The sequence below is a fragment of the Archangium lansingense genome (assembly GCF_026626635.1).
Lineage (GTDB): Bacteria > Myxococcota > Myxococcia > Myxococcales > Myxococcaceae > Archangium > Archangium lansingense.
The window spans coordinates 1,858,118-1,884,014 of the sequence record NZ_JAPNKA010000001.1 but is presented as its reverse complement, the minus strand read 5'-3'; the positions used below and the strand labels follow the sequence as shown (position 1 = coordinate 1,884,014).

The window sequence follows — 25,897 nt, the reverse complement described above, 5'->3', positions numbered from 1 at the left end:
TCCCAAGAGAATGAATCGCATGCACTGGTTGGACGCGCTCGCCGCGAGAGTCACGGTGGCGCGCCAGCCCCGCTTCTTCGAGGACGGCTGGGGCTCCAACGCACTCCTGGAGAAGCTCACTCGAGGCCCTCAGGGCTTCGCCTTCCCCGAGCTCTCCGAGGTGACGCTGCGCCAGGCACGGCGCGAGGGGCACCTGCTCGTCCAGGAGGGCCGCTTCCCCAGCCCCGCCGCCGTGGGCTCGCTGCCCGAGGCCTGCCGCGAGGCGCGCTTCCAGTTGCTGCTGCCCCACGACGCGGGCCCACGTCCCCCGGTGTGCGTCTTCCTGGCCGCCTCGGGTGACGAGGGCTTTGGCCTGCGCCGCTTCATCGCGAAGGAGCTGGCTCGGGAGGGCGTGGGCGCACTGCTGCTGGAGAATCCCTACTACGGCTCGCGCCGTCCGCACGGGCAGAAGGGCGCCGCGGTGCGCACGGTGGTGGACCTGCTGCTCATGTTCCGCGCCACGGCGGTGGAGGCGACGGCGCTGCTCGGGTGGCTGCTGGCGACGGGACACCCCAAGGTGGGCATCTCCGGCTACAGCATGGGTGGCAGCATCGCCGCCTATGCCGCCGCGATGTTCCCCCTGCCCGCGGCCGTCATCCCCCTGGCCGCCGCGCACTCCTCGGCGCCCGTCTTCACCGAGGGCGTGCTGTCCGCCGTCCCCGACTGGGAGGTACTGGGCCGCACCAACGGAGGCCCCGAGGCGGCGCGCCAGCGGCTGGGAGAGCTCCTCTCAGCGGCGGCCACCACCGCACTGCCCCCGCTGTCCAACCCGCGCCGCGCCATCCTCATGGCCGCACGCCAGGATGGTTTCGTTCCCTCCTCCTCCACCCTGCGTCTGCTGCAGCACTGGCGCGGAGCAGAGCTGCGCTACCTGTCCGGAGGACACGTGAGCGCCTTCTTCACAGGGAGGAGCGCCATCATCCGCGCCATCCTCGATGCCTTCTCCCGCATCGAGCCCCTCCAGCTTCCCCCCGAGGAGCAACCCGCGTGAGCGCATGCCTCTCGGGGTGGGCTGGCCGGTAGAACACCGCCTGACGCATGCCGGGCCGGGCGTCCGCGAGAGGCCGAGTCCGGCGGAGTACCGCTCAGGGCTGATCGCCGCCCTGTCCCTGCCCCCGCCACTGCCCTCCGCCCCGGGGACGCTCCTCGCGCCGCTCCTCGCGCCGCATCTCCTGGTACTGCGCCTGCTGCGACTCATCGAGCACGGCCGCCATCTCCTTGTCCGTCTGCTGGCGGAGCTGGCGGACCTCCTGCCGGGCATCCCGGGGTGACTTGGCGCCCGACCGCACCGCGTCGAAGAGAGCCTGGCGCTGGGTGTCCTCGGACTGCATGCGCCGCGAGAGCTCCTGCTCCTGGGTGTAGTTCAACTTCGCGTCGGAGGCGAACTGGCGCAGGCGCTCGGCGCGCCCTGCCTGAGACTGGGCCTGCGCCTGCAGCATCTGCTGCTGCCGGAGCTCCCGCTGCTCGGTCCGCATCTCCTCCTGCACCGAGCGCACCGCGTCCTTGAGGTAATCGCGCCCGCCCTGGGAGTTCAGGGCCTCGCCGGCGATCATGCCGCGCACCTCCGAGCGGAGCTGCTCCACGTCGGCGGCCAGGGAGGCAGGGACCGCGGCCACCACGCCTCCATCGGAGGCCACCATCGGCCGCTGCTCCAGCAACATCAGCCGCTTGGACAGGCTCAGCGAGGTCTGCTCGAGGGACTCCACCCTCCGTTCAAGAGCCTCCAGCTCCAGGGCAGTGAAGGTGTCGGCATCGGCAGCCGGCTCACTGGCCGGAGGGGCGGCCACCGGCTCGCTCCGCCCGCCCAAGAGAGCGATTGCGAGCGCCAGGACGGAGAGACCAAGGGAGGCGGGGCCAAGAAATCGGTTCATGAGCGTCTAGACGGAGGATCGGGCTGTGTATTCCAGGATTCTACGGGCCCGAATGATCTCATGAGTGACGTCTTCGACCAAGCCATCGACCGGGTGCTGAGCCGGAAGAACCGCGAGGTGTACGAGCTGCTGCAGCGCAGTGGCCTGTACGACAACGTGGCCACCGCCATCCGGGGCCGGAAAGTGCTGGTGCGAGGCAAGTGGCTAGCACCCCTACGGCCCGGACGCGGAGCGCTCAGTAGAAGAAGCGGGTGGAGAAGATGAGGCGCACGGCGTTGTCCGCGGCGCCGTCCTTGTTCTCCCGCCGCCCGAAGAGCAGCTCCGCGCCGAACGTGACGGAGCGCACTGGGGTCACGAGGAGGTTGCCGGAGAGGTAGTGCGTGCGCTTCAGCGTGCCGCCCGGCTGGGCCTCCAGAGGAAACATCTCGAGGTAGCCGTAGACGAACGAGGAGGTGAGGTGCTCGTTCCAGTGCGGCTCGATGGAGGCGAACACCCCAAAGGTGGGCACCGCCTCCAACCTGCCCGGAGCCACCACCACGGCGTCGAGCCCCAGCCCCGCGACGTCGGACGTGTAGGCGCCGAGGCCGGAGCCGTAGTGCACCTGGGTCGAGGCACGCCAGCCCGTGTCGCCCCATGTCCAGAGCCCGCTCAACATGCCGCCCCATCCCAGCGCCGTGCCGTGGACTCCGCCGGCGTCATAGTAGGTGAGCCACCGCGCGACGCCCGCCGCGCGCACGTGACGACCCTCCCCGAAGTTCCACTCCACCGCGCCCGTCACGTCCGGCAAGGGTGTGCGCGCCTCCTGCGTGTCCGCGTTGGAGAGCGTGAGGTCCGGCAACGGCCGCTCCAGCGCCACCTGCACCAGCAGCGGGCCAAAGGTGTTTCCGTAGCGCAGCACCTCGCGCCGTGTGGCCAGCATGGAGCCCGGCCCCTGAAAGTCGAGCGTGTCCGGCACGGCCTCCAGGTCCATGAACGTCGTCCACTTCCGCCCTGCCAGCAGCGGGCCGACGAGGGCGTACGCCTCGTAGACGCGGAAGTCACCGCCGCTGGAGCCCTCGCCGTAGAAGTCCGCGGAGATGTGGCCGATGAGCGGCCCCAGCAGCGTCAGCTTCCCTCCCTCGAAGAAGATCCGGGTCTGCTTCGCGTTGAAGTTCAGGTTGGTGCCCCGGGGATCCGCTCCCACCGGGATGGAGGCCGGGACGAAATCCTCCTCGTTGAGGATGGGCAGGAAGTCGTAATTGAGGTCCACCTTGAGGCGGGCCCGGAAGGAGACATAGCCGCGCTTCAGGTCGTCCTCCGAGGCCGGGCCCACCTTCATCACCATGCCCGTGAGGGAGGGGTCCACCACCGCCGGCTCCGAGCCCGGAGACTCTCCGAAGGGCCGCGCATCTCCTGGCTCCGGTTCCGGTTCCTCGGGGGACTCGGGAGTCTTCACACCGCCGGGCGTCTCGGGCGCCTCGGGGACAGCGGTGTCCTTGGATTGTGCGGAGACACTCCCTCCGGCGAGCAACACCCCCAGCAGCACTCCGAGACGGCCGAGCCTCCACATGCGGCGAGCTCCTCCCCGGCAAACTGCATCCGCGAACAGGAGAGCACGGGGTTTTCGCTCCCGGGCAGCGCTTCCGGCTCGGGGCTGGCTTCACTGTCGCGGACAGAACCCTCCTTTTCGACGCACCGCACCAACCGAAGAGGGCTACAAACGAACCGGTTTCCCGCCGACAATCCCGGAATCCCGACACAGGAGCCCTCCATGCAGAAGCGTCTCTTCTCCTCACCCCGAGTGCTGGCAGCCGTGGTGCTCGCGCTCGCCCTGGGCGCCTGTGACACGAACGCCCCCGACGAGGAGACATCCTTCTCCACGCAGAGCGCCGCGCTGACCGACCCCTGCGCGACCAACCAGAGCTTCCAGGTGGGCGCGGGCCTCTATGACATCACCGGCCCGGCGGCGGAGATCGGGATGATGGGCTACGCCATGGTGAATCAGAAGACGGCGGGCATCCACCAGCGCCTGCGCTCGCGCGCCTTCGTCATCTCCTCGCCCTGCAACGGCAAGCGCGCGGTGTTCGTGAGCGCGGACCTCGGCCAGGTCTTCCAGGGCGTGCGGCAGCAGGTGGTGGAGAAGCTGCGCGCGAAGTACGGCAACCTCTACACGGACGAGAATGTACTGCTGAGCGCCACGCACACCCACTCGGGGCCGGGCGGGCACTCGCACTACGCGCTCTACAACCTCACCACCCTCGGCTACGACAAGCAGGGCTTCGACGCCATCGTGGACGGCATCTTCCAGTCCATCGTCCGCGCTCATGACAACCTGGCGCCCGGCAGCATCCGCGTTGCCTCTGGGGATCTGCTCAACGCGAGCATCAACCGCTCCCCCGAGGCCTACCTGCGCAACCCCGCCACCGAGCGCGCGCAGTACACCCATGACACGGACAAGCGGATGACGCTGCTGCGGCTGCAGGGAGATGATGGGAGCGAGGTAGGCCTCATCAACTGGTTCGCCGTTCACGCCACCTCCATGGGCAACGACAACCTGCTCATCAGCGGCGACAACAAGGGCTACGCCTCGTACCTCTTCGAGAAGCTCAAGGGGACGAACTACACCGCCCAGCGCACCTTCGTGGCGGCCTTCGCGCAGAGCAACGAGGGCGACGTGACGCCCAACATCTACGGTGGCACCAACGGCGGCGGCGCCAACGACTTCGAGAGCGTGGAGCTCTCCGGGAGCAAGCAGTTCAACCTGGCGAAGACGCTCTATGACACGGCCTCGGCGCCGCTGACGGGCGGAGTGGACTTCCGGCACACCTACGTGGCCATGGACTCGGTGCAGGTGGCACCCGCGTACACGGATGGCCTGTGGCGCACCACGTGCGAGGCGGCCATTGGCGACTCCATGCTGGCGGGCGCCGAGGACGGCCCGGGCTTCGGCTACGAGGGCTCCACCTGCGAGAGCATCCGGAACGTCTGGAGCGTCTTCAACTGCACCCTCTTCACCACGTCGTGCCAGGGGGAGAAGCCCATCGCCCTGGAGATGGGCACCATGCAGCCCTACCCGTGGACGCCCGAAGCGCTGCCGCTGCAGGTGGTGAAGCTGGGCAACGTGGCGCTGGTGGCGCTGCCCTTCGAGCCCACCACCATGGCGGGGCGGCGGGTGCGGCAGCAGGTGCTCGCACAGCTCTCGTCGGTGGGGGTGAACCAGGTGCTCATCGCCGGCCTGGCCAACGCCTACGCGGGCTACCTGGCCACGCGCGAGGAGTACGCGAAGCAGGACTACGAGGGTGCCTCCACGCACTTCGGCCCGTGGACGCTCGCGGCGGTGCAGCAGGAGGTGGACAGGCTGGCGGTGGCCCTGCGCACGGACACCACCGTGGCGGCGGGCCCCACTCCGAGGGACTTGCGCAACAACCAGTCCACGGTGCAGACGGGCGTGGTGTACGACGACAAACCGCTCACGGCGAGCTTCGGCGGCATCGTCACCAACGCGCTCGCCAGCTACACCCGGGGCCAGACGGTGAGCGTGAAGTTCTGGGGCGGCCACCCGAAGAACAACCTCCGTCGCCAGGGCAGCTACCTGCAGGTGCAGCGCAAGTCGGGCACCTCGTGGGTGACGGTGGCCAACGACTGGGACTGGGAGACGAAGTACCGCTGGCAGCGCTACGACTGCGCCCCCACCTTCGGGTGCTCGTACGTCACCACCGAGTGGAAGATTCCGGCGGACGCCACGCCGGGTACCTACCGCATCCGCCATGACGGGGACTGGAAGTCCGGCTGGGACGGGCTCATCCGCGCCTACAGCGGCACGTCGCGCGAGTTCACCGTGAACTGAGCCGCACGGGTCAGCGGACCTCCAGCTCGTGGAAGAGCACTCCATCCAGCTCCAGGCGCCGCACCGTCTCCACAAAGCGCTCATTGGCGACGATGAGCGTCGCGCCCTGCTTCAAACGAAAGAGGTCGGGCTCCGAGGGGAGTGAAGCGGCGTCGAGGATGATGGGGTCCGGGAGCATGAGGAAGTCATTCCCGCAAGTGGGACATGGGGGCTGGAGGTCTGGCGGCAGGCAGTCGGGGTGGAACTGGCCGTGCAGTTCCATCTGCATCTCGAGCAACGTGGGGGCATGTTTGGTGCGGAAGCGGATGCGGGTGGGGCACCCCTGCAGGCCCCGCACGCCCGTTTCCAGCAAGCGCTCCAACGCCTCGCGGCGCAGGCACAGCGCCCAGGGCACATACAGGTCCAGCTGGCCGAAGTAGCCCACCCCGGTGCCTTCCAGGGGCCCAAACAGCGTTCCTGGCTCCAGCATCGCGTCCTTGGGGACCAACGGGCGCACCACCTCCCGCAGCCGCTCGATCTCCTTGAGTGGAACGGGCCAGAAGTCGGACAGCTTCTTCAACTCGTGCGGTGGCAGGCTGGACAGGTCCACGCACGGGTATTCGAGGCCGCTCCCTGCCCCCCCGCATCTGCATGTCGGACAGGGCTCCAAACCGGGTAACCCCAACTTGTGCGCGGCATTCAGATAACCCGTGTAGCGCGGCGAAGGGTCTCGCTCGAGTCGATAGAACTTCATGCGTTCGTGTCTCCATCCTCGGCGGTCACGGAGCGAGGAGTTGGGGGCCTGGTGGGGAAGCCGTGGCGGAGTACGGCAGGAGGGGACCGACGATGTCGAAGCGAAAGGCGAACTCGAAGGCCGTGCGCAGCAACTCCTCCGGCGGCACACGTCGATGCCGGTTGGCAATCCTGAATTGCTCCCACGCCGCATTCCATGCACCGCCCCGCGCGCCACGGTGGATGCGCAGGTGCACATGCTCCGGAATGAGCATCGTCCACTGATGGATGTCGATACCTTGGAGCTTGAACCACGTCGCCAGTTTCTCCTGCTGCGGGAACAGGTGGTGTTTGATCAGCCTGCCTTCGAGCCGGGGAAAGGCCGGAAGGTAACCGTGGCGGTATTCGAAGTGGAACGTCATGCGGGGCCGGACACCATCCCTGAGCCCAGCACGCCTCCAGTTGCGCTGCGTACCAGGAGTGCGGAAGGAAGGGCGGTAGCCTCGGACCAGTTCCGCACCATGGTTCAGCGGCGCACGCGCGACCGCCTCCGGCTCCACATCCTCACAGCCGAAAATGCCGCACTCGCCCTCCTCACATGCCAGCACGACACATTGATCGGCGTCCGCGTCCTCACAGGCACTGGCGTCGTCATGCTCGGCGCTCTCCCACTCACGCACCGCAGGTGAAGAAGTGGAGCACGCGGCCAGTAGCAGCGCGGAGAGGGACAACGACAGCACGGCACGAAGGGGGAGGAGTCTGCTCATCCGCTCCCAGGGTATCAATGGCGCAGAGGCACCGCGACGCCCCCTTACACCCATGCTGCCCCCCTCGCGCTGTCTGGCATGATGGGGGCGTGAGCATCCACCGCCGGAAGCCATGCCCTCCTCCCCCACTCCCGTCCCCGTCGCCGTCCGGGGGCGGGCAATGAGCGCGCTGGAAACAGCCCTGGCCGCCTGGCGCGCCGCGCTGGGTGAGGAGCACGTGGTCACCGAGCCGGAGGCCCTCAAGGCCGCGGAGACGGCCACCTTCGCCACCACCCAGCGCATCCCCGCCATCCTCCGCCCGGCGAGCACCGCCGAGGTCCAGGCCTGCCTGCGCATCGCCCAGGAGCACCGCGTCCCCGTCTATCCCGTAAGCGCCGGACGCAACTGGGGCTACGGCTCTCGCGTGCCACCCAAGGACGGCAGCGTGTTGATGGAACTGGGCCGGATGAATCGCATCCTCGCCCATGACGAGAAGCTCGCGTACCTCACCGTCGAGCCCGGCGTCACCTTCCGTCAGGCCCATGCGTGGCTCCGAGCCCAGGGCTCCCAGCTCTTCATCACCAGCATTGGAGGCTCGCCGGACGCCAGCATGGTGGGCAACGCGCTCGAGCGGGGCGACGGGCGCGGGCCGCACGCGGACATCTTCCAGCACGTGTGTGCCCTGGAGGTGGTGCTTCCCACAGGCGAGCGGGTGGAGACGGGGCTGGCGCGCTTCCCCGGCGCCCGGGCCGCTCCTGTCTTCCGCTGGGGCGTGGGCCCCTCCCTGGACGGACTCTTCAGCCAGTCCTCGCTGGGCGTGGTGACGCGCATGACGTTCTGGCTCGCGCGCAAGCAGCCCTACTTCCGCGAGTTCTTCTGCGCGGTGGACGAAGAGGCACAGCTCTGGGAGCGGCTGGACAGGCTCCAGGAGCTCGCGCTCGACGGCACGCTGCGAAGCAGCTTCTTCTTCTGGAACGACCTCAAGGCGCTCAGCGTGATGCAGCAGTACCCGTATGCCGCGACCCTCGGGCGTACCCCTCTGCCGGGCTGGCTCCTGGACCAGTTCCGCGAGGGTTTCGGCCGCTGGGCCATCAGTGGTGCCCTCCATGCCCCGGACGAGGAGCTGGGCGCGGTGCTGGAGCGCCGGTTGGCCGCCGCGCTCGAGGGAGTGCCGCGCCCGCTGCAGTTCGCCCCTCCCCCGCCGGACGGGGAGAGCCCCTTCCAGGGAGTCCCCACCGACATCAACCTGGCCATGGCGTACTGGCGCAAGCGCACACCCAAGCCGGAGGATGCGCACCCGGACCGGGATCGCTGCGGCTTCATCTGGTGCTCGGTGGCGGTGCCCTTCACGGGTGAGGAGGCCCAGCGGGCCGTGGGCCTCGCGGACCGCATCCCCCGCATGTTCGGCTTCGAGCCCAACCTGGCGCTGCTGGCCCTCTCCCCCCGCTGCCTCTACCTGGTCGTGGCCCTCGCCTTTGATCGCGACAAGCGCGGGGAGGATGAGCGCGCCCTGGCCTGCTACCGGGCGCTGGCGCGAGAGCTGAGTACCGCCGGGTACTACCCAACCCGGCTGGGCCTCCAGTCGGCGGAGGACGCCCTGCCCACCGGAGATGACTCGCCCGCGCTTCTGCGGCGGCTGAAGCAGGCGGTTGATCCTTCCGGAATCCTGGCCCCGGAGCGCTATGTGCCCGGATTTCCCGGGGAAGCCCCAGAACAAAGCAGTGAAATGCAAAAATAATCAGCGGCTAGGAAACTTCCCGCGGCCTCCCCCGATAACCCATTCAACGCCGCACTCGCCCAAAATCCCCCTGGAGTCCCGTCATGACCTCGATCTCGCGTTCCGCTGAGTTCAACCGCTACCGTCCTGTGTCGCAGACCCGCGCTGAGCCGGGTGCGGAGCGGAATCAGGCGTACCGCGAGGTGCAGCGTGACTTCCGCGCCGACAACAACCCGGCGCGCCAGGCGGAGCTCGACGCCGCCGTCGCCAAACAGAAGCGCGGCGAGACGCTCAACCCGCACGAGCAGGGGCTGATCGACGGGCAGCGCCGCACCACCAGCACCACGCAGACCAACAGCCCGGGCCAGACGGCCACCCAGAAGACGCTGGAGACGAGCGGCTTCGAGCAGGAGCTGGTCTCCGGCAACGTGAGCAAGGAGTGGGCGGCCTTCCAGGGTTCGCACACCTCGGGTGATGTGAACGGCTCCTTCCACAACACGGTGGAGGGCCAGGCCCTCACCGCCGGCGCCAGCGCCAACGGCTCGGTGGCCTTCGACCCGGCCAACGGCAAGGTCATCGCCTCGGGCGGTGCCGAGGTGCAGGCCAACCTGGTGCGCGGCTCCGTCGAGGGCCACGTGGACAGCCCCGTGGGTAAGACGTCGTGGCAGGCCGAGGGCAACGTGGGCGCCGAGGCCAGCGTGACGGGCCAGGTGGTGGTGGATCCGCTCCACGGCGACGTGGCGGCCCAGGTGGGCGGCGAGGCGTTCGCCGGCGCCCGCGCCAGCGGTGAGGTGTCGCAGGAGATTGGTCCCGCCACCGCCACGGTGGGCGCGGAGGCCTTCGCCGGTATCGGCGCCGAGTTCGAGGCCAACGTGGGCCTGCAGGACGGCAAGCTGTCGGCCAACTTCGACGTGGGCGCGGCGCTGGGCATCGGCGCCAGCGTGGAGTTCGGCGTCGAGCTGGACGTGGGCAAGGCCGTGGACACCGTGAAGGACATCGGCGGTGGCATCGCGAACGCCGCCGAGAAGGTCTTCAGCGGCTGGTAATCCACTTCAGTTCGTCGTTCTCTCAGGGCCTCGCTTCGGCGAGGCCCTTTGCATTTCCAGCACACGCTCGACAGCCCCCAGTGCCTGGGGGAGACTCAACAGCCATGAATCCTCTCGAGAAGCTCCTCGCGGCGGGGCAACTGCCCCAGGCTCATGCAGAGGCGAAGAAGGTGCTCGCCCGCCAGCCGACGAACCGGGATGCCCTGGTGGTCATGGCCAAGCTGGCCCTGATGGATGGCAAGCTGCCCCAGGCCGAGGAATTCGTCACCAAGGCCGAGGCCCAGGGCGCCACCGGGGACACCCTGCTGGTGCGCGCGAACGTGGCCGCCCAGAAGGGTGAGCTCGAGCCGGCCCTCAAGCTCTATCAGCAGGCGCTCGGTAAGGATCCCAAGCGCGCCGAGGCCCACTTCGGCCGCGGGCTGATGCTCATCAAGCTGGGCAAGACGGAGCAGTCGCTGGAGGCGCTCGCCCAGGCCGTGCAGCTGGCCCCCACCAACGCCGCATTCCGCTACCGGCTGGGCCAGGTGCAGCTCGAGGCGGGCAAGGACGAGGAGGGCATCGCCTCGCTGCAGCAGGCCATCACCGACATGCCCCGCTTCGTGCCCGCGTACCTCAGCCTGACGCACGCGCTCGCGTCGCGGGACGACCTGCTGGGCGCCAAGCGCGTGCTGGAGAAGGGCCTCAAGGAGCTGCCCCGCAACTCCCGACTGCTCGCGTCGCTCACCGTGCTGAGCATGGCGCTGCGCGATGTGAACGCCTCCTACAAGGCGGCCTCGGCGCTGGCGGCGAATCGGCCCAAGGATCCTGACGCCCAGGCCAACCTGGCGCAGCTCATGCTGGCGCGCGGCCAGTACCAGCAGGTGCTCCACCTGTGCCGCACCATGGACTCGCTGGGCCTGTCCAACGAGTCCCTCAAGATGGCGGAGGCCACCTGCTACGAGTCGGAGGAGCCGCCCGCGTACGACAAGGCGGTAGCGGCCTACGAGGCGGGCATGGGCCTGGCGCCCGACGGCTGGCGCGCCGCGAACAACCTGGGCCAGCTCCTGCTGCGCATGCCCGCCGAGCCGGCGGAGCAACACCTCCCCCGCGCCATCACTGTGCTGGAGGAGGCTGTCCGGCGCGCCCCCCAGCGGCCCGAGCCCCTGCTCAACCTCGCCCTGGCCCTGTCGCGGGCGGGCCAGCAGGCCAAGGCGCGCGAGCAGGTGAAGAAGGTGCTGGCCCTGCCGCTGCCCGAGACGGATGAGGTGCGACAGGAGGCTGCCCGCCTGGAGCAGGCGCTGGCGAAGGCCTGAAGCACCGGCGCGCCCCAGCCCTCCTCCCTGCCCGGGTGTAGAATCGGCCTGACAGGAGGCCGGTATGAGGAGCGCGCTGCACGAGCGATTCCGCACCCTGGGTGAGCGTTACCGCGCCGAGCGCACAAAGGAAGGGCGCAAGCGGCGCGGGGGCGAAGGCGTGGCCCCGGGACTGAACCGGGCGGCGTTCCGGTGGCTGGGCGACGCGGGCCTGTTCCGCGTGGCCCTGGAGCCGGCCATGGGGGGCGAAGGGCTTCCCGGTGCGGTGCATGCCCTCGCGGGCTTCGCCGCGGGCTCGGGAGACCTGGGGCTGGCCACCTCGCTGCTGGCGCACCTCGTCTGCGTGCGGCTGCTGGCCCGGGCCGGCACGGAGGCCCAGCATGCCCGGCACCTGTCCCGCCTCCTATCCGGCGAATGGGTGGGCGCATTGGCCAACACCGAGCCGCGCGCGGGAACGGACATCCTCGCACTGCGGGCACGCGTGGCGCCCGTACAGGAGGGCCTGCGGCTCGACGCGCGCAAGTGCAGCATCACCAATGTGGGCTCCGCGGACCTGGCCATCGTCTCCGCGCGGCTGGCCGGCGTGCCTCCAGCGCACGCGGTGAACCTCTTCCTGGTGGAGACGGCCTGGCCAGGCATGCACCAGCGCCCGGTGACGGACCTCACGGGCCTGGCCACCTCCGCCACCGGCAACCTCATTGCCCGCCGGGTGACGCTGCCCTCGGATGCGCGGCTCGGCGAGCCGGGAGACGGCGTGCGCCTGCTCCGCGCCACCTTCACCGAGGAGCGGCTGCTCACCGGCGTGCTGTACCTCGCGGCGGTACGTCGCTGTCTGGATCGCGGACTGGCCCACGCGCAGTCGCGCCGCACCTTCGGCGAGCCCCTGGGGCGCCACCAGTACATTCAGGAGCGGCTGGTGCGCATGCGCGTGGCCGAGGAGACACTGGAGGCACTGCTCGACTCGGCGCTCGGCGCGCTCTCTCGGGGCGAAGAGGTATTCGGCATCCTGTCCATCATCAAGCTGCACGGCGTGGAGGCTGCGGTGGACGCGGCCCAGGGCCTCATGCGGGTGCTCGGGGGCAAGGGGCTGCGCCGCGGTGAGGGCGCCGAGGGGATGCTGAGGGACTTGCTGTGCCTCTCCGTCTTCGGCGGCACCGTGGAGTTGCACAAGGTGGTGCTCTACAACGAGACGGTGAAGACACGCGGGAGGGCCCGTCCCTCCGCGAGCGTGGACGAGACGCTCGAGGTGCACGACACCCAAGCGCTACCACCGGGGCTGGAGGCGGAGCTGTGCGCGCTCGTGGCCCGCTGCTTCCCGGGGGAGACCTCGGTGCAGGGCCGCTACTACTACGACACACGGCCGGACCGGGTGGTGACGGTGCGGCGAGGCGGGGTGCTCGCGGGCTTCCGCACCATCACCTTCCGCGAGGTGTTGCTGGGAGGCCGCACGGTGAAGGTGGCGGGCCTGGGCATCGCCGTGGCGCCCGAGCACCAGCGGCAGGGACTGGGGACGCGCCTCACCCAGCGCGCGCTGGCGCTGCTCGCCGAGCACGGGGTGGAGCTCGCCCTCGCCTTCCTCATTGGCCGCTCCGCGGAGAAGCTGCTGCGCGCCTCCGGCTTCTCCCGCCTCACGGCCCCGGTGACGTACCTCGCCCGAGACGATGGCCGGCTCGTCACCGAGTCCATGCCCGCCTATGGCCTGGCGCTCGGCGGCTCCGCGCTGCTGGAGGAAATCGAAGGCCGCGGCGGGCTGCACCTCGGCGTCGGCACGTGGTGAGCTGGACACCCTTCCTGTGCCCCCCTGCCCTCCCAACTCCGTGCTCAATCCCATGGTGAAGTGCTTGAGAAGGCCCAAGACAATCGCGCTCTTTCTGTTCTTCATCAGCGTGTCAGCCTCCTTTGCGGCTCAACCGGATGTCGTGGTGGACGGCACACAAGACATCTGGCACGTCGGGCAGAGCCTGTTCGTATTGGAGGATGAGTCTCAGGCCTTGACCATCGGGGATGTATCTCGGGCCGAGTTTGCCCATCGCTTCATCCGCTCGTCGATGGACCCGCCGACCTATGGTTTCTCGCGGAGCGCCTACTGGGTGCGCTTCTCCTATCTCAGAAAGGATCTGGCACCAGAACGGCGCTGGGTCCTGGTTGTGATGGACGCGCCCCTGGAGCATATAGACGTCTACTTTCAGCGGCCAGACGGGTCTTTTGATGTCCGGCGTGGTGGGGCGCAGGTTCCATGGGCCAGGCGGGAGGTCGCCCACCGATTTCATGCTTTCCACCTGCCTGAGGCCAGCCCCGAACCGGTCACCGTCTACATCCGTGTTCAAACTTCGTCCCTCATGAAGCTGCCCGTGGAAATCCTGACTGGCGACAAGCTGACACGAGTCGCTGCATCCCTCCTGGTTCCATGGTGGATCTACGCCGGCATACTGGCCAGCATGGTGCTGTTCAACGCGGTCTTGTACGTCTTTCTGAAGGACCGGGCATACCTCTACTACGTTCTCTATATCGTTTTCTTCGGCCATTTCATCCTGTTGAGATTTTCAGGGATTGGCTACGAATACCTTCCCGATGGTGGCCCCTGGCTGGTGCGGATCCCTCAGTCTCTTGCGCATCTTGGGGGGCTGTTCGTTGTGCTGTTCGCGCGCTCGTTCTTGCATACCTCCAGAACGGTGCCCAAGCTGGATCGGCTCCTGCGCGTATGGGTTGCAGCCTGCGGCGTCTCGATGCTGCTTGCTGCGTTCGTGCCGGTTCGAATGTCACTCATCATTGGGAATACATTGGCTCTGGTGTCTGGGCCGTTGCTGCTCGTGGTTTCTATTGTCGTTTGGAGGCGTGGCTTCCAGCCAGCGCGCTTCTTCCTTGCTGGCTGGAGTACGCTCTGCATGGCCGTTGTTCTTGTTCCCATCTCCAATCAAGGGTGGCTGCCTGCAAGCTTCGTTACCCGGCACCTCGTCATGATTGGCTCGTCAGTGGAAATGATTCTATTTGCGCTTGCGCTGGCAAACCGAATCAACGAGGCCAGGAAAGAGAGCGAGGCGGCCAGGCGCCAGGCGCTCGAGGGCGAGATCTACCGGTTGCGGAGTATCGAGCTCCGGCAGGCCAATGAGGAGATTCTCCGCAAGCAAGAGCAGCTTGTTCAGGCGGAGAAGCTGGCTTCAATGGGGCAGCTTGCGGCGGGAATTGCGCATGAAATCAAGAACCCGCTCAACTTCGTCAACAACTTCTCGCTCTCGCTGGTGGATATGACGGATGAGTTGTTGCAAGAACTCAAGAGCTTGCCAGCAGACAAGCAGGCTGACCTGGAGGTGCTCGCCAGCGACTTCAGACAGACAGCCCAGAAGATTGCCGAGCATGGAAAACGCGCGGATGGAATTGTCCGCAGCATGCTGGAGCATTCAACCGTGCGGCCAGGAGCGCGGTGTATGGTCGACCTCAACCGGCTCATCGAGGATCACATCGGACTCGTCCTTCAGGACACAAAGGGCCAGCGGTCCGGATTCCATGTCTCGGTGGAGCGGGTTCTCGAGCCGGGACTCCCCCTGGTCGAGGTCATTCCTCAGGAGCTAGGGCGCGCACTGCTGAACCTTCTGCTCAACGCCTTCCATGCCGTCGGCGAGCAGCACAAGAAGGGGCTCAGCGGATATGTCCCGGCCGTTCGCATTTCCACCCTCCACCAGGACGGCCGTGTGGTGATTCGCATCCAGGACAACGGGACCGGGATTCCGGCAGCGGTTCGCGAAAAGATCTTTGAACCGTTCTTCACAACAAAGCGGCCTGGGGAAGGGATCGGGCTAGGGCTGTCGCTCAGTCATGGCATCATCACCAAACGGCATGCGGGCACACTGGAGTTTGATAGCACTGAGAATGAGGGAACTACCTTCGCCATCACCTTGCCATCCCCCCCTGAAGCAGCCGTGAGGCAGGACCTTCCGCGTTGAACACCGCGTCGGCCTTGGGACAGGCTCACCGCCCCGCCTACGGGAACGTGACCTTGGGAAGGGTGATGGTGCGTCCTGCCTCGTCCCACAGCGTCAACGTCAACTCGCCGCGAGCCTGCTCATGGGCCGCATCCACCTCCACGATCACCGGATTGATCTGGCCGGGCGTGATGACCTCGTCCTGCCGGAACTTCATCCCCTTCAGCTCCACGCCCCGAGCGTCCATCAGGGAGCCTCCAGCGACCCGCCACGGCTCTGACCCGGAGTTACTCAGAAACACCTCCGCCGCCACACCTTTTTCCCCACGGTAGCTGACCCCACTCACCCAGGAGAGGCCTCCTTCTGACGGCCCGGGCACTTTCAATTGGAGCCGCTGAGCCTGGATCCCGTCAGGACCCATCTTCCTGCTGGCAATGAGACTCCTCAGTTCCCCCGACTGCTCGAGCAGGGCCTGTGCTCGCGCGAGCGCTTCGCGCAGTTTCGCGGTCCTGGCACGCTCCTGGAACAACTCCTGCTGCAAGGACTCCCGCGTGCGCTCGTCCCGGTACACCTCCACCTGGTGCGTCGCCTGCCCCGAATGGCCCACCAGCATCAACGTGATGCCACTCGAGGATGGCGCCCCTTCGAAGCGCACCGTGAGCCGCAGCCGTTCCCCTGCAACCATGTCTGGAGGCGGCATCAGCGTGAGAAGTCTGCGGTCACGGACCACCTCCTCGAAGCGCACCTCGTCCTGCAGGTCCACCATCGCGGGAGCGTCGAAGCGCAGGCTCGTCATGAGACCCGGACTGACGCAGATCTCCCGGCTCACGACAGTGGGGGCGAGTGCCAGTTCGATGCGCTGCACGTCGTCGCAGGCGGCCTGCGCGGGTAGCTCCAAGACGGGCTCACCTCGAAGAAGCACGAGTGCCAGGAGGGATGAGAGAGAGGATGGGAGCACGAGATGTGGCCTCCAACGCTGCGGCTAGCGGAATTTGGGCGTGGATCGGACGCGAGGGTCCCACCAGATACGAGCCTCCTTCGCCGTGCTACCCGGCTCCATCTCCCAGCCGAGCCCGGAGGTGGACACCCACTCCAGGCAGATCGGCACGATCCCCCCGTCGGGTAGAAGGGCCTGGGTGAACCGGCCATAGACGCGCCCCGCCCCGAAGATGGCCTGGCCCCTGAAACGGGTGCGGTGCGGCAGCCGACCCCAGGTGCCGATCATCTCGACGGTGACCTCGCCCTCCCGGATCACGGCGATGCGGGTCTTCTCGAAGGCGGGAAAGATGGTGGGCTGGGTATCCCCGATGCTGATGCCGAACCGCTCGCGGGTGGCGTCGGCTCCGGGGGGGCACTCCGCCGGCTCGGGAGGCGGACGCTGCTGGGGACCGCCCGCGCAGGCGGAGCCAGCCAGGCAGCCGGCGGCGAGCAGGGAGCGGGTCGTCTGGGATTTCTTCATCGCGGGTTCCTCGCTTCGCGTCGTCGCACCGGCGACGAGCGCGGGAGTGGGTGACGCCTCAGGTGCCGCGCCCAGGCCAACGTCTCCCGTCGTCTGGGGGGACGCTATTTCCTGGCGTGGGACAGCCTGCTGCGGCGGGGTATGGGTGGTGGACTCAGTACGTTGGGTGGCGGAAGCAACCTTCAGAGCGGGCGCCTCCGCCACGGGAGCGCGCCGCCCGAAAACCATCAGAAGAAGGCCCACCACCACGGCCGTGCCGAGCCCGGCGGCCCAAGGCCACCAGCGCCGCACCGCGCGGGCGTGCACCACCGGAGCCAGAGCAGGAGCCTGCTCGGGGCGCTTCGCCACCTTCCCCCCTGGGAACAGCGGCAAGCGCCAGGACTCATCCGCCAGGGCCTCCGCGTCCGTCAGGGCCTCTTCGAGCGCCACGGCGTCGGCGTAGCGAGCCTCGGGGGCCTTCTCCAGCATGCGCAGGCACAGCGCACTCAGCGCCGGAGGCACGCGAGGGTTGAGCGCCTGCGGGGGCACAGGCGTCTCCTCGAGGATGACCCGCACCAGACCCGGGCCGTGCCTGTCTCCAAAGGGGAGCTCGCGCGTGAGGAGCCAATAGAGCACGACGCCCAGCGCCCACAGGTCGTCTCCGGGGCCGAATGGATAGGGCTCGCCCTCCCACTGTCTCGCGAAGCGCAGCGCCTCGGGGCTGCGGTACTCCGGGGTGCCCGGCGGCAACTGCATCGTCAGGCGCCGGGCTCCCTCGTACGCGGCGGCTCCGAAGTCCACCAGCACCGGCTGCCCATCCGCCTCGCGCATGATGATGTTGGCTTCCTTCACGTCCCGGTGCACCACGCCCGCGGCATGGACATCGGCCAGGGTGCCCGCCAGGGGCAGCAGCACGCGGTGGAGCAGCTCGAGCGCGGACGGGTTCTCCTCCCGGACCCACACGTCCAGCGGGCGGCCCTCCACCAGCTCCAGGGCCAGGACGAGAAAGCGGGGCTCGTCATCCGGCCAGAGGCTGTAGCCGAGGAAGCTGACGACATTGGGGAACTGAGCCCGGCGCAGCGCATCCACCTCGCGCTCGCCGCGCGGGCCCAGGCGCACCAGCTTCACGGCGAAGGAGCGCCCGTCCCGGGAGGCCTTGAAGACAGTGCCGAAGCTGCCGGTGGCGATCTTCCCCTCGAGGGTGAAACCCGCCACGCGCTCGCCAGGACCCAACTCCAGCAGGGGCCACCCACCGGCCCCGCCCATCTCATCGTGCATCCACCCCACCTCCGGCGGTGAGGTTACTCGACCGGTGGGTGGGGGCCCCGGACGTGCTGGGTAGGGCCTATTTCACAGGACGTTACCGAGAAGGCTCAGTCCACCTCGATGGCGGTGACGGCGAGCCCCGTCTGCCCGAGCTGCTCACCATCGGCGCTGCCGCACACGGGGCAGCGCAGCTGGTGGTGCTCGGGGGCGTAGGTGCGGCCACACGTCCGGCAGCGCACCTCCACGTGGATGAGGTTGAGCAGGAGCCGAGCCCCCTCCGCTCGCGTGCCCCGGGCGTGGGTGGCGAACTGGGAGGACAGGCTCTCAGGGGAAAGGGACTTCGTCTCCGCCACCCAGCCCCGCACGACGCGGATGCGGGAAGTCCGGAGGAAGACAGCCTGCTGGAGGACGGTCTCGAGCACCTGCCGGGCAAGCGCGGACTCGTGCATGGCGACACTCTTGGGTCGGAGGCGTTGGGGCCACCGAGGGGGGGTAAGGACTCGGGGGTGTACCGTCCGAGCGTAAACGCCCGCCCCGAGCACCCGCGAGAGGGGGGGTTTGGGCACGTCATCCGGCCAACGCTTGTGCCGCCCCCATCTGGCATCGGACGGCGGTGTCGGCCGTGTGGGAGGGGGCCCGTGACGACGTATTGATGCGCCCGGGGAGGCACGAGCGCATATGTTTCCCGGCATCCGCGGTTCCGGAGGGAGACATGGACGAGCAGGGCGTGCACATCGAGACCCATCCCCGCGAGGGAGATCCACTGCTGCGAGCGGGCAGGCCGGACCCCTGCATCATGGTCCTCTTCGGCGCCACGGGGGACCTGGCGCAGCGCAAGCTCTTCCCGGCGCTCTTCGAGCTGGCGCGGCAGAGGCTGTTGCCCCAGCACTTCGCGGTGGTGGCCTTCAGCCGCTCGGAGCACAACCTGGAGCAGTTCCGCGCCCAGGTGAAGGAGGGGCTGAAGAAGTTCGCCCGCACGCAGCCGCTGGACGAGGCCACCTGGGAGCTGCTCTCCTCCAAGCTGGACATGATGACGGGGGCCTACGACGACCCGGCCTCCTACCAGCGCCTGCGCGAGCACCTGGAGCGCATTGGCGAGCGCTTCGGCACCCAGGGCAACCAGCTCTACTACCTGGCCACTCCGGCCTCCACCTTCCCCTCGCTGCTGGAGGGGCTGTCCGGCTCCGGGCTGCTGTACCGGGAGAACCCCGAGGTGAAGCGGCCCTGGCGGCGGCTCGTCATCGAGAAGCCCTTCGGCAGGGACCTGACGACGGCGAAGGAGCTCAACCGCTCGCTGGCGGCGGTGCTGGACGAGAAGCAGATCTTCCGCATCGACCACTACCTGGGGAAGGAGACGGTGCAGAACATCCTCGTCTTCCGCTTCGCCAACGCCATCTTCGAGCCGCTGTGGAACCGGCAGCACATCGACCACGTGGAGATAACGGCGGCGGAGAAGATTGGAGTGGAGGGGCGAGGGCGCTTCTACGACGAGACGGGCGTCATCCGGGACATGGTGCAGAACCACCTGTTGCAGGTGCTGGCGCTGTGCGCGATGGAGCCGCCAGTGTCGTTCGCGGCGGAGGACATCCGGGACGAGAAGAACAAGGTCTTCCGTGCGCTGCGCCCCATGGTGGGCAGCGAGGTGGAGAAGTACGTGGTGCAGGGGCAGTACCGGGGCTACCGCGAGGAGCAGGGGGTAGGAAAGGACTCGAGGACGCCCACCTACGTGGCCCTGAAGACGTACATCGACACGTGGCGTTGGCAGGGGGTGCCCTTCTACGTGCGAGCGGGCAAGAGCCTGAGCAAGCGGGTGACGGAGGTCTCCATCCACTACAAGTCCGTGCCGCACTGCCTCTTCAACACCAGCGACACGTGCCAGCGGCTGCAGCCCAACGTGCTCACGCTGCGCATCCAGCCGCGCGAGGGGATTGCCCTGAGCTTCGAGTCGAAGGTGCCGGGCGAGGACATCAACATCGCCGGAGTCACCATGGACTTCGACTACGCCAACAGCTTCCACAAGCCGGTGCCGGAGGCGTACGAGCGGCTGATGCTGGACTGCATGCGGGGCAACACGACGCTCTTCGCGCGGCAGGACAGCGTGGAGCAGGCGTGGGCATGGGTGACGCCCATCATCGACTCGCTGGACTCGGGGAAGGGAGGAGCGCTGCACACGTACGAGCCGGGGAGTGCGGGGCCGGACGCGGCGGCGGCGCTGCTGTCTCGGGATGGAAGGCGCTGGATGGAGCTGAAGGGATGAGGCCGACGCCCATCGTGGTGGAGAAGGAGGCGCTGGCGGAGGCGGGCGCGGACTGGGTGGCAAGGCAGCTCGTGGAGGCAGTGGCGGGAGGCCAGCGGGTGAGCCTGGCGCTGTCGGGCGGAAGTACGCCGGGGCCGGTGTACCGGGAGCTGGCGAAGCGGGACGTGCCGTGGGCGCTGGTGGACTTCTACTTCGTGGACGAGCGCTTCGTGCCGCCGGACCACCCGGAGAGCAACTACCTGCTGGCGGAGGAGGCGCTCTTCAAGCCGCTGGGGGTGCCGCCGCATCAAATCTTCCGGATGCAGGGCGAGCGGGCGGACCGGGAGCAGGCGGCGAGGGACTACGAGCAGTTGCTGCCGCCGGAGCTGGACGTGGTGGTGCTGGGCATGGGTGAGGACGGACACACGGCCTCGCTCTTCCCGGGCCACGAGGCCTTGCAGGAGAAGGAGCGGCGGGTGCTGACGGTGGTGGGGCCCAAGCCGCCGCCGTGGAGGATGACGCTGACGCTGCCGGTGCTCCAGTCGGCGCACCAGGTGCTGGGGCTGGTGAGTGGGGCGGGCAAGCGGGACATGGTGCGGCGGATGCTGGCGGGCGAGGACCTACCGGCGGCGAAGGTGGAGCACGCACAGTGGATGATGGACCGGGCGGCGGCGGACCAGGACAAGTAGCCATACAGGAGTCAACGCAATGACCACAGCACAGGGGCAGCAAGGGCGAGCGCAGTTCGGGGTGGCGGGGATGGGGGTGATGGGGCAGAGCCTCGCGCTCAACGTGGCGGACCATGGCTTCCGGGTGGCGGTGTGGGACCGGCATCCCGAGCGCTTCGATGAGCTGCGCAAGAAGGGCGCGCCCGAGAGCCTGCAGGGCCACGCGAAGCTGGAGGACTTCGTGGCGGCGCTGGAGCGCCCGCGCCGCATCCTGCTGATGGTGACGGCGGGGGCGGCGGTGGACTCGATGATGGAGAAGCTGGAGCCGCTGCTGCAGCCGGGGGACGTGGTGTTGGACGGGGGCAACTCCTGGTTCCTGGACACGCGCAAGCGAGAGGAGGCGTGGAAGCAGAAGGGGCTGCACTTCATGGGGGTGGGAGTGTCGGGCGGAGAGGAGGGAGCGAGGTACGGCCCGTCGATCATGCCGGGAGGGTCGGTGGAGGCGTATGCGCAGGTGAGGCCGGTATTGGAGGCCATCGCGGCGAAGAGCGAGGCAGGGGTGTGCGTCACGCACGTGGGCCCGGACGGTGCGGGGCACTTCGTGAAGATGGTGCACAACGGCATCGAGTACGCGGACATGCAGCTGCTGGCGGAGACGTACGATCTGCTGCGCCGGGGCCTGGGGCTGTCGGCGGACCAGTTGGCGGACCTCTTCTCCAAGTGGAACGAGGGCATTGCCGAGTCGTTCCTGCTGGAGACGACCATCAAGGTGCTGCGCAAGAAGGACGCGGAGACGGGCAAGCCGCTGGTGGACCTGGTGCTGGACAAGGCGGGCCAGAAGGGGACGGGGAAGTGGACGGTGCAGGTGTCGCTGGATCTGGGGGTACCGGTGCCGTCGATCGCGGGGGCACTGGACGCACGGAACCTGTCCTCGATGAAGAACGAGCGTGTGGCGGCGAGCCGCATCCTGCGCGGTCCGCAGGGTGAAAACCTGTCGGCGGAGGAGAAGACGAACCTGGCGGCGTGGGCGCATGACGCTCTGTACGCGGCGCGGGTGGTGACGTACGCGCAGGGAATGCGGCTCATCCAGGCGGCGTCGAACGAGTACAAGTGGAACGTGTCGCTGGCGGAGATGGCGCGCATCTGGCGAGCGGGGTGCATCATCCGCGCGAAGCTGCTCACGCCGTTGCGCGAGGCCTTCGAGAAGAAGCCAGACCTGCCGAACCTGATGCTGGCGGACAGCCTGGCGCCGGTGCTGGAGAAGATGGCACCGGCGTGGAGACGGACGGTGGCGGTGGCGACGCGGCTGGGGATTGCGGTGCCAGTGTTCAGCGCGAGCCTGGCCTACTTCGACAGCTACCGGAGCGCGGAGCTGCCGCAGAACCTCACGCAGGCCCAGCGCGACGCCTTCGGCGCACACACCTACCAGCGCCGCGACAAACCCGAGGCGGGCTACGTCCACACGGACTGGAGCTGACGCGAAGAAGCCCACGCCCCTAATTCCCCTAACGCCCCTCTCCCTCTGATTAATCGGCTATTTCAGACTCTTCCTGCGAGGTCTTACTGTGCCTAACCTTGATATTGTTTACGGGGATGTCACCAATCCCCCCCTGCTTCGAGGGTTGGTCAGCGTCTTTCGGCAGCTTGATCCTGTCGGCACGCTATACTTGGGCTACCCCGTTCTTGCTTCAGCAGATTCACGGGTGAGTGTCGATGCGATGCTCATTTCGCGGCAGTATGGGCTTGTTGCATTTCTCTTCGGTCAAGCCCCCATGAATGGGGAGCGCGAAGGATGGGCTGCATTGCGCCAGCAACAGGATGAGCTTTACGGAGCATTGGAAAGCTACCTGGGCCGACATGCTTCTCTTCGCGCTGGCCGCAAGCTTGCGTTTGAAATAAATACAGTCACATTATTGCCATCGCGGCCGCCTGATGCTGCGGGACTTCACGGAGCCGAAGGGCACTATGTCAATTTGGAGGAACTACCAAGCGTATTGAGCAGTCTGGCGCAGATTCCCGAAGCTGTGCAGCGAAACCTTGATTCGGCTATCAACAAGGTTTTGACAATCCGTCCTGCAAAGAAGCGGGCCAATGTCACTCGGGAGGATTCTCGTGGATCCAAGCTGAAAGCCATGGAGAAGGAGATTGCGCACCTTGACCAATGGCAGAAGCGCTCCGCAATCGAGGTTCCCGATGGTGTCCAGCGTGTCAGGGGCTTGGCTGGTTCCGGCAAAACCGTCGTCTTGGCTCTCAAGGCTGCCTATCTCCATGCGCAGCATCCGGATTGGAGAATTGGGCTGACTTTCTATACTCGGTCGCTGTACCAGCAGATGGAAGATTTGACTCGTCGGTTCTCATTCGAGCACATTCTCGATGAGCCTGACTGGAGCAAGCTCCAAATTCTTCATGCTTGGGGGTCCATGCGTGAAAAGGCAGGCGTTTATACGACTTTGTCCACCCATCTAGGACATCCAGTGCGCGATTGGTCCTATGCTAAGGGGCTGTCGCAAAATAAGTGTAATTATTTCACCAGCTGAGCGCTCGCTTGCCGTCTCGGAGAGAGCGAGTAGTTCCATTCCCCGTGAAACCGCTTCTTTCGGATGTTCAGTTGCCCAAAGTCCGCTGCGCTGACGCGAACGCCAAGGGGGTACTCCCTCGTATCCAGGGCAGCCCGAACACACAGTCCCGTGCGTGTCGTGGTGCTGCCGATGAGATTGATGACAACTTGATAGCTCGTTAGCGGTCGGCCTCGCCAGTTGAGCGTGATCTGGGCAAAGAGTCGATGCTCGATCTTGTTCCATTTGCTCGTGCCCGGAGGGTAATGGCTGACGGAGACCTTCAACCCCGTGGCATCTGCAAATTCTTGCAGGCACTTCTTCCATACCCGCGACCGTGCCGAGTTCGAACCCCCAGCATCCGCTACCACCAGAAGCTCTCTTGCATGAGGATATGCATGCCTGCCCATCGTGAGCCACCAACGCCGAAGCGACTGGACTGCGAACTCAGGAGTGTCATGGTCCGTCCCAACGTTGACCCAGCCCTCGTCACGGGCCAAGTCATACACTCCATAGGGAATCGCTTTGCCCTCAGCCATATCCGGAAAATCGTAGGCGTTGACTCTGGGCGCTTGGCCTTGGAGCTGCCACTCCCGACCCGGGGTCTTGAAGTTTCCAATCAACTCCTTCTTCTTCGAGTCGACGGACACCACTGGTTGTCGGCGCCGCTGAAAGGCCTTCGCTTGTCGAGCGATGTAACGAAACTGTGCATTCCTATCTGGATGGCTGCCTCCCTCTTCCTCCTTACGCGGAGCCTGCAAGCTATACCCCGCTTCGTGCAGCATCCGCGCGACGGTGTCGCTACTCACCTCATGCCCTCGCTCTCTCAACTCCGACGCAAGGTGCCTCACGCTCTTCGTCGTCCATTGAAGCGGCGATTGCGGTTCGCCGCGCGTCACCGGCTCGAGCAGCGCCTGGAGGTCACCCAGCAACCTCGCGTCCTTTGCGCTCAGGCGCCTTCTTCCTCCTCCTGGCCGACGCACTCGCGACGTTGAAGCCCTTGAAGGCGGTTGCCGCCGAAGCTCCGCCAGCTCTTTCTTGCCCTTCCAGATGCGACGACCACTGATCCCCGTTGCCCGCTGGAGCGCTGCGGTTCCTCCGCGTCCAAGGCTTTCCACTTCAGCCGCAGCCCACAGGCGGCTGACCCTCTCGTCCATGATGGGGGCCAGGGCCTTGAACTTGGCGCGCAAGGCTTCGAGATCTACTTTCACGCATACAACATGCCCACGAAATGCCTCTTACGCAGCGACCAGCCCCATGGCTGCCTGCCTGGTGGGCTCATTATCACTTTCATTACACTTATTTTGCGACAGCCCCTAAAGCTACCTACGGAGCTGATAACGCCTTTGCTGGGATTTGTAAGGAGCTTCTGGATGTGGCCCGCGCGCGCAAGACGATCGAGCCCATCTTTGATGCTGTGCTGATCGACGAGGCGCAAGATCTGCCACAAGAATTCTTCGAGCTAATCGCTCTATTTACTCGTATGCCGCATCGGATTGCGTTTGCTTATGACGAACTGCAACAACTGAACGCCGCGTCTGTCCCATCCGTTGAGGACCTATTCGGCCGGAATGAGGTCGGTCAACCAAGACTCCGTTTGCATAGTGGCAGTCATGCTCGCACGGATGTGGTCCTGCCAGTGTGTTATCGCAATCCACCATGGACGCTTACCGTCGCACATGCTCTCGGCTTCGGTATTTACCGAGAAGGGGGACTCGTTCAACACTTCGACAAAGCCTCTCTTTGGAAGGAAGTTGGGTACCGAGTTAACGCTGGTCAACTTGAGGATGGCCAGCAAGTCGCACTCTCTCGTGACCCAGATTCATTCCCCCGATTTTTTGCTGAGCAACTCACTCCGGAGGATGCGGTTCAGTTCCAGGCGTTCGCTGCCGATAATGAACAGTTGGCTTGGGTTGCGCAAAACATCAGGGAGAACCTGGAGCGTGATGAGCTTGATGCTGATGACATCCTAATTGTGCTGCCGAATACCTATACAGCCAAGCGGCGCGCAGTGGAGTTGGTGCGTGTTTTGGCGCAGCATGGAATCTCCGCTCATCATGTTGGGGCTACGTCGAGTCAGGATTTGATGTTTAAGGAGGGGTCGGTCGCCATCACGCATATCTACCGCGCCAAGGGGAATGAGGCGGCAATGGTGTACGTGATTGATGCTGAGTATGCGGTTCTTGACCAACGCTGGGCATCCGCTACTGGACTCGCTAGCCGACGGAACGTGCTCTTCACCGCGATTACACGGGCCAAGGCATGGGTGCGAGTTTCTGGTGTGGGCGCAGAGATGAATGCTCTGCTTGCGGAGTTCCAAAGGGTGGTTTCTGAAGATTTCCAGCTTCGATTCAAGATTCCAACTGAAGAGGAGCGTAAGCACCTGCGTCAATTGCACCGCGATCGTAGCGAGGCTGAGAATGCTAGGCGCCGGGAGGCTATCCGGACTGTTGAAACGGCCCTTGAGGCTTTGGACCGAGGCGACATCGAAATGGATGAACTCCCGGAGGACATGAAGCGGCGTCTCGAACGGCTCGCAAGGCTTCCCAAAATGTCTGAGTAAATG

At 66.6% G+C, this 25,897-nt stretch carries 21 protein-coding genes; 13 read left to right on the top strand and 8 right to left on the bottom strand.

From position 1 onward, the window contains the following. The first annotated feature begins 10 nt into the window (after positions 1–10). On the top strand, positions 11–1,030 hold the full coding sequence (locus OV287_RS07605; protein ID WP_267533318.1) for an alpha/beta hydrolase family protein: 1,020 nt from the start codon (positions 11–13) through the stop codon (positions 1,028–1,030). A 94-nt stretch (positions 1,031–1,124) separates the two neighbouring features. Here OV287_RS07605 and OV287_RS07600 read toward each other — a convergent pair whose 3' ends face one another. After that, positions 1,125–1,910 (bottom strand): hypothetical protein, encoded by a 786-nt coding sequence (locus OV287_RS07600; protein WP_267533317.1) that lies wholly within the window; start codon positions 1,908–1,910, stop codon positions 1,125–1,127. A 60-nt stretch (positions 1,911–1,970) separates the two neighbouring features. Here OV287_RS07600 and OV287_RS07595 point away from each other — a divergent pair, with 60 nt between their 5' ends. Continuing rightward, positions 1,971–2,174, top strand: a complete 204-nt coding sequence (locus OV287_RS07595) for a hypothetical protein (protein ID WP_267533316.1) — start codon at positions 1,971–1,973, stop codon at positions 2,172–2,174. Here the strand turns inward: OV287_RS07595 and OV287_RS07590 are convergent. Further along, positions 2,146–3,459, bottom strand: a complete 1,314-nt coding sequence (locus tag OV287_RS07590) for a DcaP family trimeric outer membrane transporter (protein ID WP_267533315.1) — start codon at positions 3,457–3,459, stop codon at positions 2,146–2,148. The two genes, OV287_RS07595 and OV287_RS07590, sit on opposite strands and share 29 nt — an antisense overlap. Positions 3,460–3,660: 201 nt before the next feature. Between OV287_RS07590 and OV287_RS07585 the strand changes: the two genes are divergently transcribed. After that, entirely contained in the window at positions 3,661–5,736 is a 2,076-nt protein-coding gene (locus OV287_RS07585; protein ID WP_267533314.1) for a neutral/alkaline ceramidase, read from the top strand. Between the two features lie 10 nt (positions 5,737–5,746). On the opposite strand, the gene sitI6 is transcribed toward OV287_RS07585, so the two are convergent. Both sitI6 and sitA6 read right to left on the bottom strand, forming a co-directional pair. Then, the gene (sitI6, locus tag OV287_RS07580) at positions 5,747–6,469 is read right to left on the bottom strand and encodes a SitI6 family double-CXXCG motif immunity protein (RefSeq protein ID WP_267533313.1); all 723 of its coding nucleotides are present in this window, start codon (positions 6,467–6,469) and stop codon (positions 5,747–5,749) included. Between the two features lie 25 nt (positions 6,470–6,494). Beyond that, the gene (gene sitA6 / locus OV287_RS07575; RefSeq protein WP_267533312.1) at positions 6,495–7,214 is read right to left on the bottom strand and encodes a SitA6 family polymorphic toxin lipoprotein; all 720 of its coding nucleotides are present in this window, start codon (positions 7,212–7,214) and stop codon (positions 6,495–6,497) included. Positions 7,215–7,374: 160 nt separating this feature from the next. Here sitA6 and OV287_RS07570 point away from each other — a divergent pair, with 160 nt between their 5' ends. From OV287_RS07570 to OV287_RS07550, 5 genes are all read left to right on the top strand, one after another. After that, positions 7,375–8,931 carry an FAD-binding oxidoreductase gene (locus OV287_RS07570; RefSeq protein WP_267533311.1) on the top strand — a complete coding sequence of 519 codons (1,557 nt, stop codon included), beginning with the start codon at positions 7,375–7,377 and terminating at the stop codon, positions 8,929–8,931. 83 nt (positions 8,932–9,014) lie between these two features. After that, positions 9,015–9,956, top strand: coding sequence for a hypothetical protein (locus OV287_RS07565; RefSeq protein ID WP_267533310.1), 942 nt, complete (start codon positions 9,015–9,017; stop codon positions 9,954–9,956). Positions 9,957–10,060: 104 nt separating this feature from the next. Beyond that, positions 10,061–11,248, top strand: coding sequence for a tetratricopeptide repeat protein (locus tag OV287_RS07560; protein WP_267533309.1), 1,188 nt, complete (start codon positions 10,061–10,063; stop codon positions 11,246–11,248). Positions 11,249–11,312: 64 nt separating this feature from the next. Further along, a complete protein-coding gene (locus tag OV287_RS07555) occupies positions 11,313–13,025 on the top strand; it encodes a GNAT family N-acetyltransferase (protein WP_267533308.1) in 1,713 nt (570 codons plus the stop codon). Positions 13,026–13,089: 64 nt separating this feature from the next. Further along, positions 13,090–15,189, top strand: a complete 2,100-nt coding sequence (locus OV287_RS07550) for a sensor histidine kinase (RefSeq protein ID WP_267533307.1) — start codon at positions 13,090–13,092, stop codon at positions 15,187–15,189. Positions 15,190–15,226: 37 nt separating this feature from the next. Here OV287_RS07550 and OV287_RS07545 read toward each other — a convergent pair whose 3' ends face one another. The 3 genes from OV287_RS07545 to OV287_RS07535 all read right to left on the bottom strand — a co-directional run bounded on the left by OV287_RS07545 (position 15,227) and on the right by OV287_RS07535 (position 18,321). After that, positions 15,227–16,090, bottom strand: coding sequence for a DUF2381 family protein (locus tag OV287_RS07545; RefSeq protein WP_267542309.1), 864 nt, complete (start codon positions 16,088–16,090; stop codon positions 15,227–15,229). 60 nt (positions 16,091–16,150) lie between these two features. Then, positions 16,151–17,884: a serine/threonine protein kinase gene (locus OV287_RS07540; protein WP_267533306.1), complete on the bottom strand. Its 1,734-nt coding sequence runs from the start codon at positions 17,882–17,884 to the stop codon at positions 16,151–16,153. A 95-nt stretch (positions 17,885–17,979) separates the two neighbouring features. Beyond that, positions 17,980–18,321 carry a hydrogenase maturation nickel metallochaperone HypA/HybF gene (locus OV287_RS07535; RefSeq protein WP_267533305.1) on the bottom strand — a complete coding sequence of 114 codons (342 nt, stop codon included), beginning with the start codon at positions 18,319–18,321 and terminating at the stop codon, positions 17,980–17,982. Positions 18,322–18,584: 263 nt separating this feature from the next. On the opposite strand from OV287_RS07535, the gene zwf reads away from it, so the two are divergent. The 4 genes from zwf (at position 18,585) to OV287_RS07515 (ending at position 23,313) form a co-directional block, all read left to right on the top strand. After that, the gene (zwf, locus tag OV287_RS07530; protein WP_267533304.1) at positions 18,585–20,129 is read left to right on the top strand and encodes a glucose-6-phosphate dehydrogenase; all 1,545 of its coding nucleotides are present in this window, start codon (positions 18,585–18,587) and stop codon (positions 20,127–20,129) included. Further along, positions 20,126–20,797 (top strand): 6-phosphogluconolactonase, encoded by a 672-nt coding sequence (gene pgl / locus OV287_RS07525; RefSeq protein ID WP_267533303.1) that lies wholly within the window; start codon positions 20,126–20,128, stop codon positions 20,795–20,797. Before zwf ends, pgl begins: the two co-directional genes overlap by 4 nt. Before the next feature lie 19 nt (positions 20,798–20,816). Next, positions 20,817–22,253: an NADP-dependent phosphogluconate dehydrogenase gene (gnd, locus tag OV287_RS07520; RefSeq protein WP_267533302.1), complete on the top strand. Its 1,437-nt coding sequence runs from the start codon at positions 20,817–20,819 to the stop codon at positions 22,251–22,253. A 226-nt stretch (positions 22,254–22,479) separates the two neighbouring features. Then, positions 22,480–23,313 carry a hypothetical protein gene (locus tag OV287_RS07515; protein ID WP_267533301.1) on the top strand — a complete coding sequence of 278 codons (834 nt, stop codon included), beginning with the start codon at positions 22,480–22,482 and terminating at the stop codon, positions 23,311–23,313. Here OV287_RS07515 and OV287_RS07510 read toward each other — a convergent pair. Beyond that, on the bottom strand, positions 23,298–24,488 hold the full coding sequence (locus tag OV287_RS07510; RefSeq protein ID WP_267542308.1) for an ISAzo13 family transposase: 1,191 nt from the start codon (positions 24,486–24,488) through the stop codon (positions 23,298–23,300). The two genes, OV287_RS07515 and OV287_RS07510, sit on opposite strands and share 16 nt — an antisense overlap. Positions 24,489–24,706: 218 nt before the next feature. On the opposite strand from OV287_RS07510, the gene OV287_RS07505 reads away from it, so the two are divergent. Beyond that, entirely contained in the window at positions 24,707–25,894 is a 1,188-nt protein-coding gene (locus OV287_RS07505; RefSeq protein ID WP_267533300.1) for a DEAD/DEAH box helicase, read from the top strand. The last annotated feature ends 3 nt before the right edge of the window (positions 25,895–25,897 follow it).

What these genes read in the sequence shown, in the direction of transcription:
- sitI6 (WP_267533313.1), bottom strand. Translation starts at nt 6,469, where the DNA reads ATGAAGTTCTATCGACTCGAGCGAGACCCTTCGCCGCGCTACACGGGT.
- OV287_RS07585 (WP_267533314.1), top strand. Translation starts at nt 3,661, where the DNA reads ATGCAGAAGCGTCTCTTCTCCTCACCCCGAGTGCTGGCAGCCGTGGTG.
- sitA6 (WP_267533312.1), bottom strand. Translation starts at nt 7,214, where the DNA reads ATGAGCAGACTCCTCCCCCTTCGTGCCGTGCTGTCGTTGTCCCTCTCC.
- OV287_RS07565 (WP_267533310.1), top strand. Translation starts at nt 9,015, where the DNA reads ATGACCTCGATCTCGCGTTCCGCTGAGTTCAACCGCTACCGTCCTGTG.
- OV287_RS07555 (WP_267533308.1), top strand. Translation starts at nt 11,313, where the DNA reads ATGAGGAGCGCGCTGCACGAGCGATTCCGCACCCTGGGTGAGCGTTAC.
- OV287_RS07600 (WP_267533317.1), bottom strand. Translation starts at nt 1,910, where the DNA reads ATGAACCGATTTCTTGGCCCCGCCTCCCTTGGTCTCTCCGTCCTGGCG.
- gnd (WP_267533302.1), top strand. Translation starts at nt 20,817, where the DNA reads ATGACCACAGCACAGGGGCAGCAAGGGCGAGCGCAGTTCGGGGTGGCG.
- OV287_RS07595 (WP_267533316.1), top strand. Translation starts at nt 1,971, where the DNA reads ATGAGTGACGTCTTCGACCAAGCCATCGACCGGGTGCTGAGCCGGAAG.
- OV287_RS07605 (WP_267533318.1), top strand. Translation starts at nt 11, where the DNA reads ATGAATCGCATGCACTGGTTGGACGCGCTCGCCGCGAGAGTCACGGTG.
- zwf (WP_267533304.1), top strand. Translation starts at nt 18,585, where the DNA reads ATGGACGAGCAGGGCGTGCACATCGAGACCCATCCCCGCGAGGGAGAT.
- OV287_RS07535 (WP_267533305.1), bottom strand. Translation starts at nt 18,321, where the DNA reads ATGCACGAGTCCGCGCTTGCCCGGCAGGTGCTCGAGACCGTCCTCCAG.
- OV287_RS07560 (WP_267533309.1), top strand. Translation starts at nt 10,061, where the DNA reads ATGAATCCTCTCGAGAAGCTCCTCGCGGCGGGGCAACTGCCCCAGGCT.
- OV287_RS07540 (WP_267533306.1), bottom strand. Translation starts at nt 17,884, where the DNA reads ATGCACGATGAGATGGGCGGGGCCGGTGGGTGGCCCCTGCTGGAGTTG.
- pgl (WP_267533303.1), top strand. Translation starts at nt 20,126, where the DNA reads ATGAGGCCGACGCCCATCGTGGTGGAGAAGGAGGCGCTGGCGGAGGCG.
- OV287_RS07590 (WP_267533315.1), bottom strand. Translation starts at nt 3,459, where the DNA reads ATGTGGAGGCTCGGCCGTCTCGGAGTGCTGCTGGGGGTGTTGCTCGCC.
- OV287_RS07510 (WP_267542308.1), bottom strand. Translation starts at nt 24,488, where the DNA reads ATGGACGAGAGGGTCAGCCGCCTGTGGGCTGCGGCTGAAGTGGAAAGC.
- OV287_RS07570 (WP_267533311.1), top strand. Translation starts at nt 7,375, where the DNA reads ATGAGCGCGCTGGAAACAGCCCTGGCCGCCTGGCGCGCCGCGCTGGGT.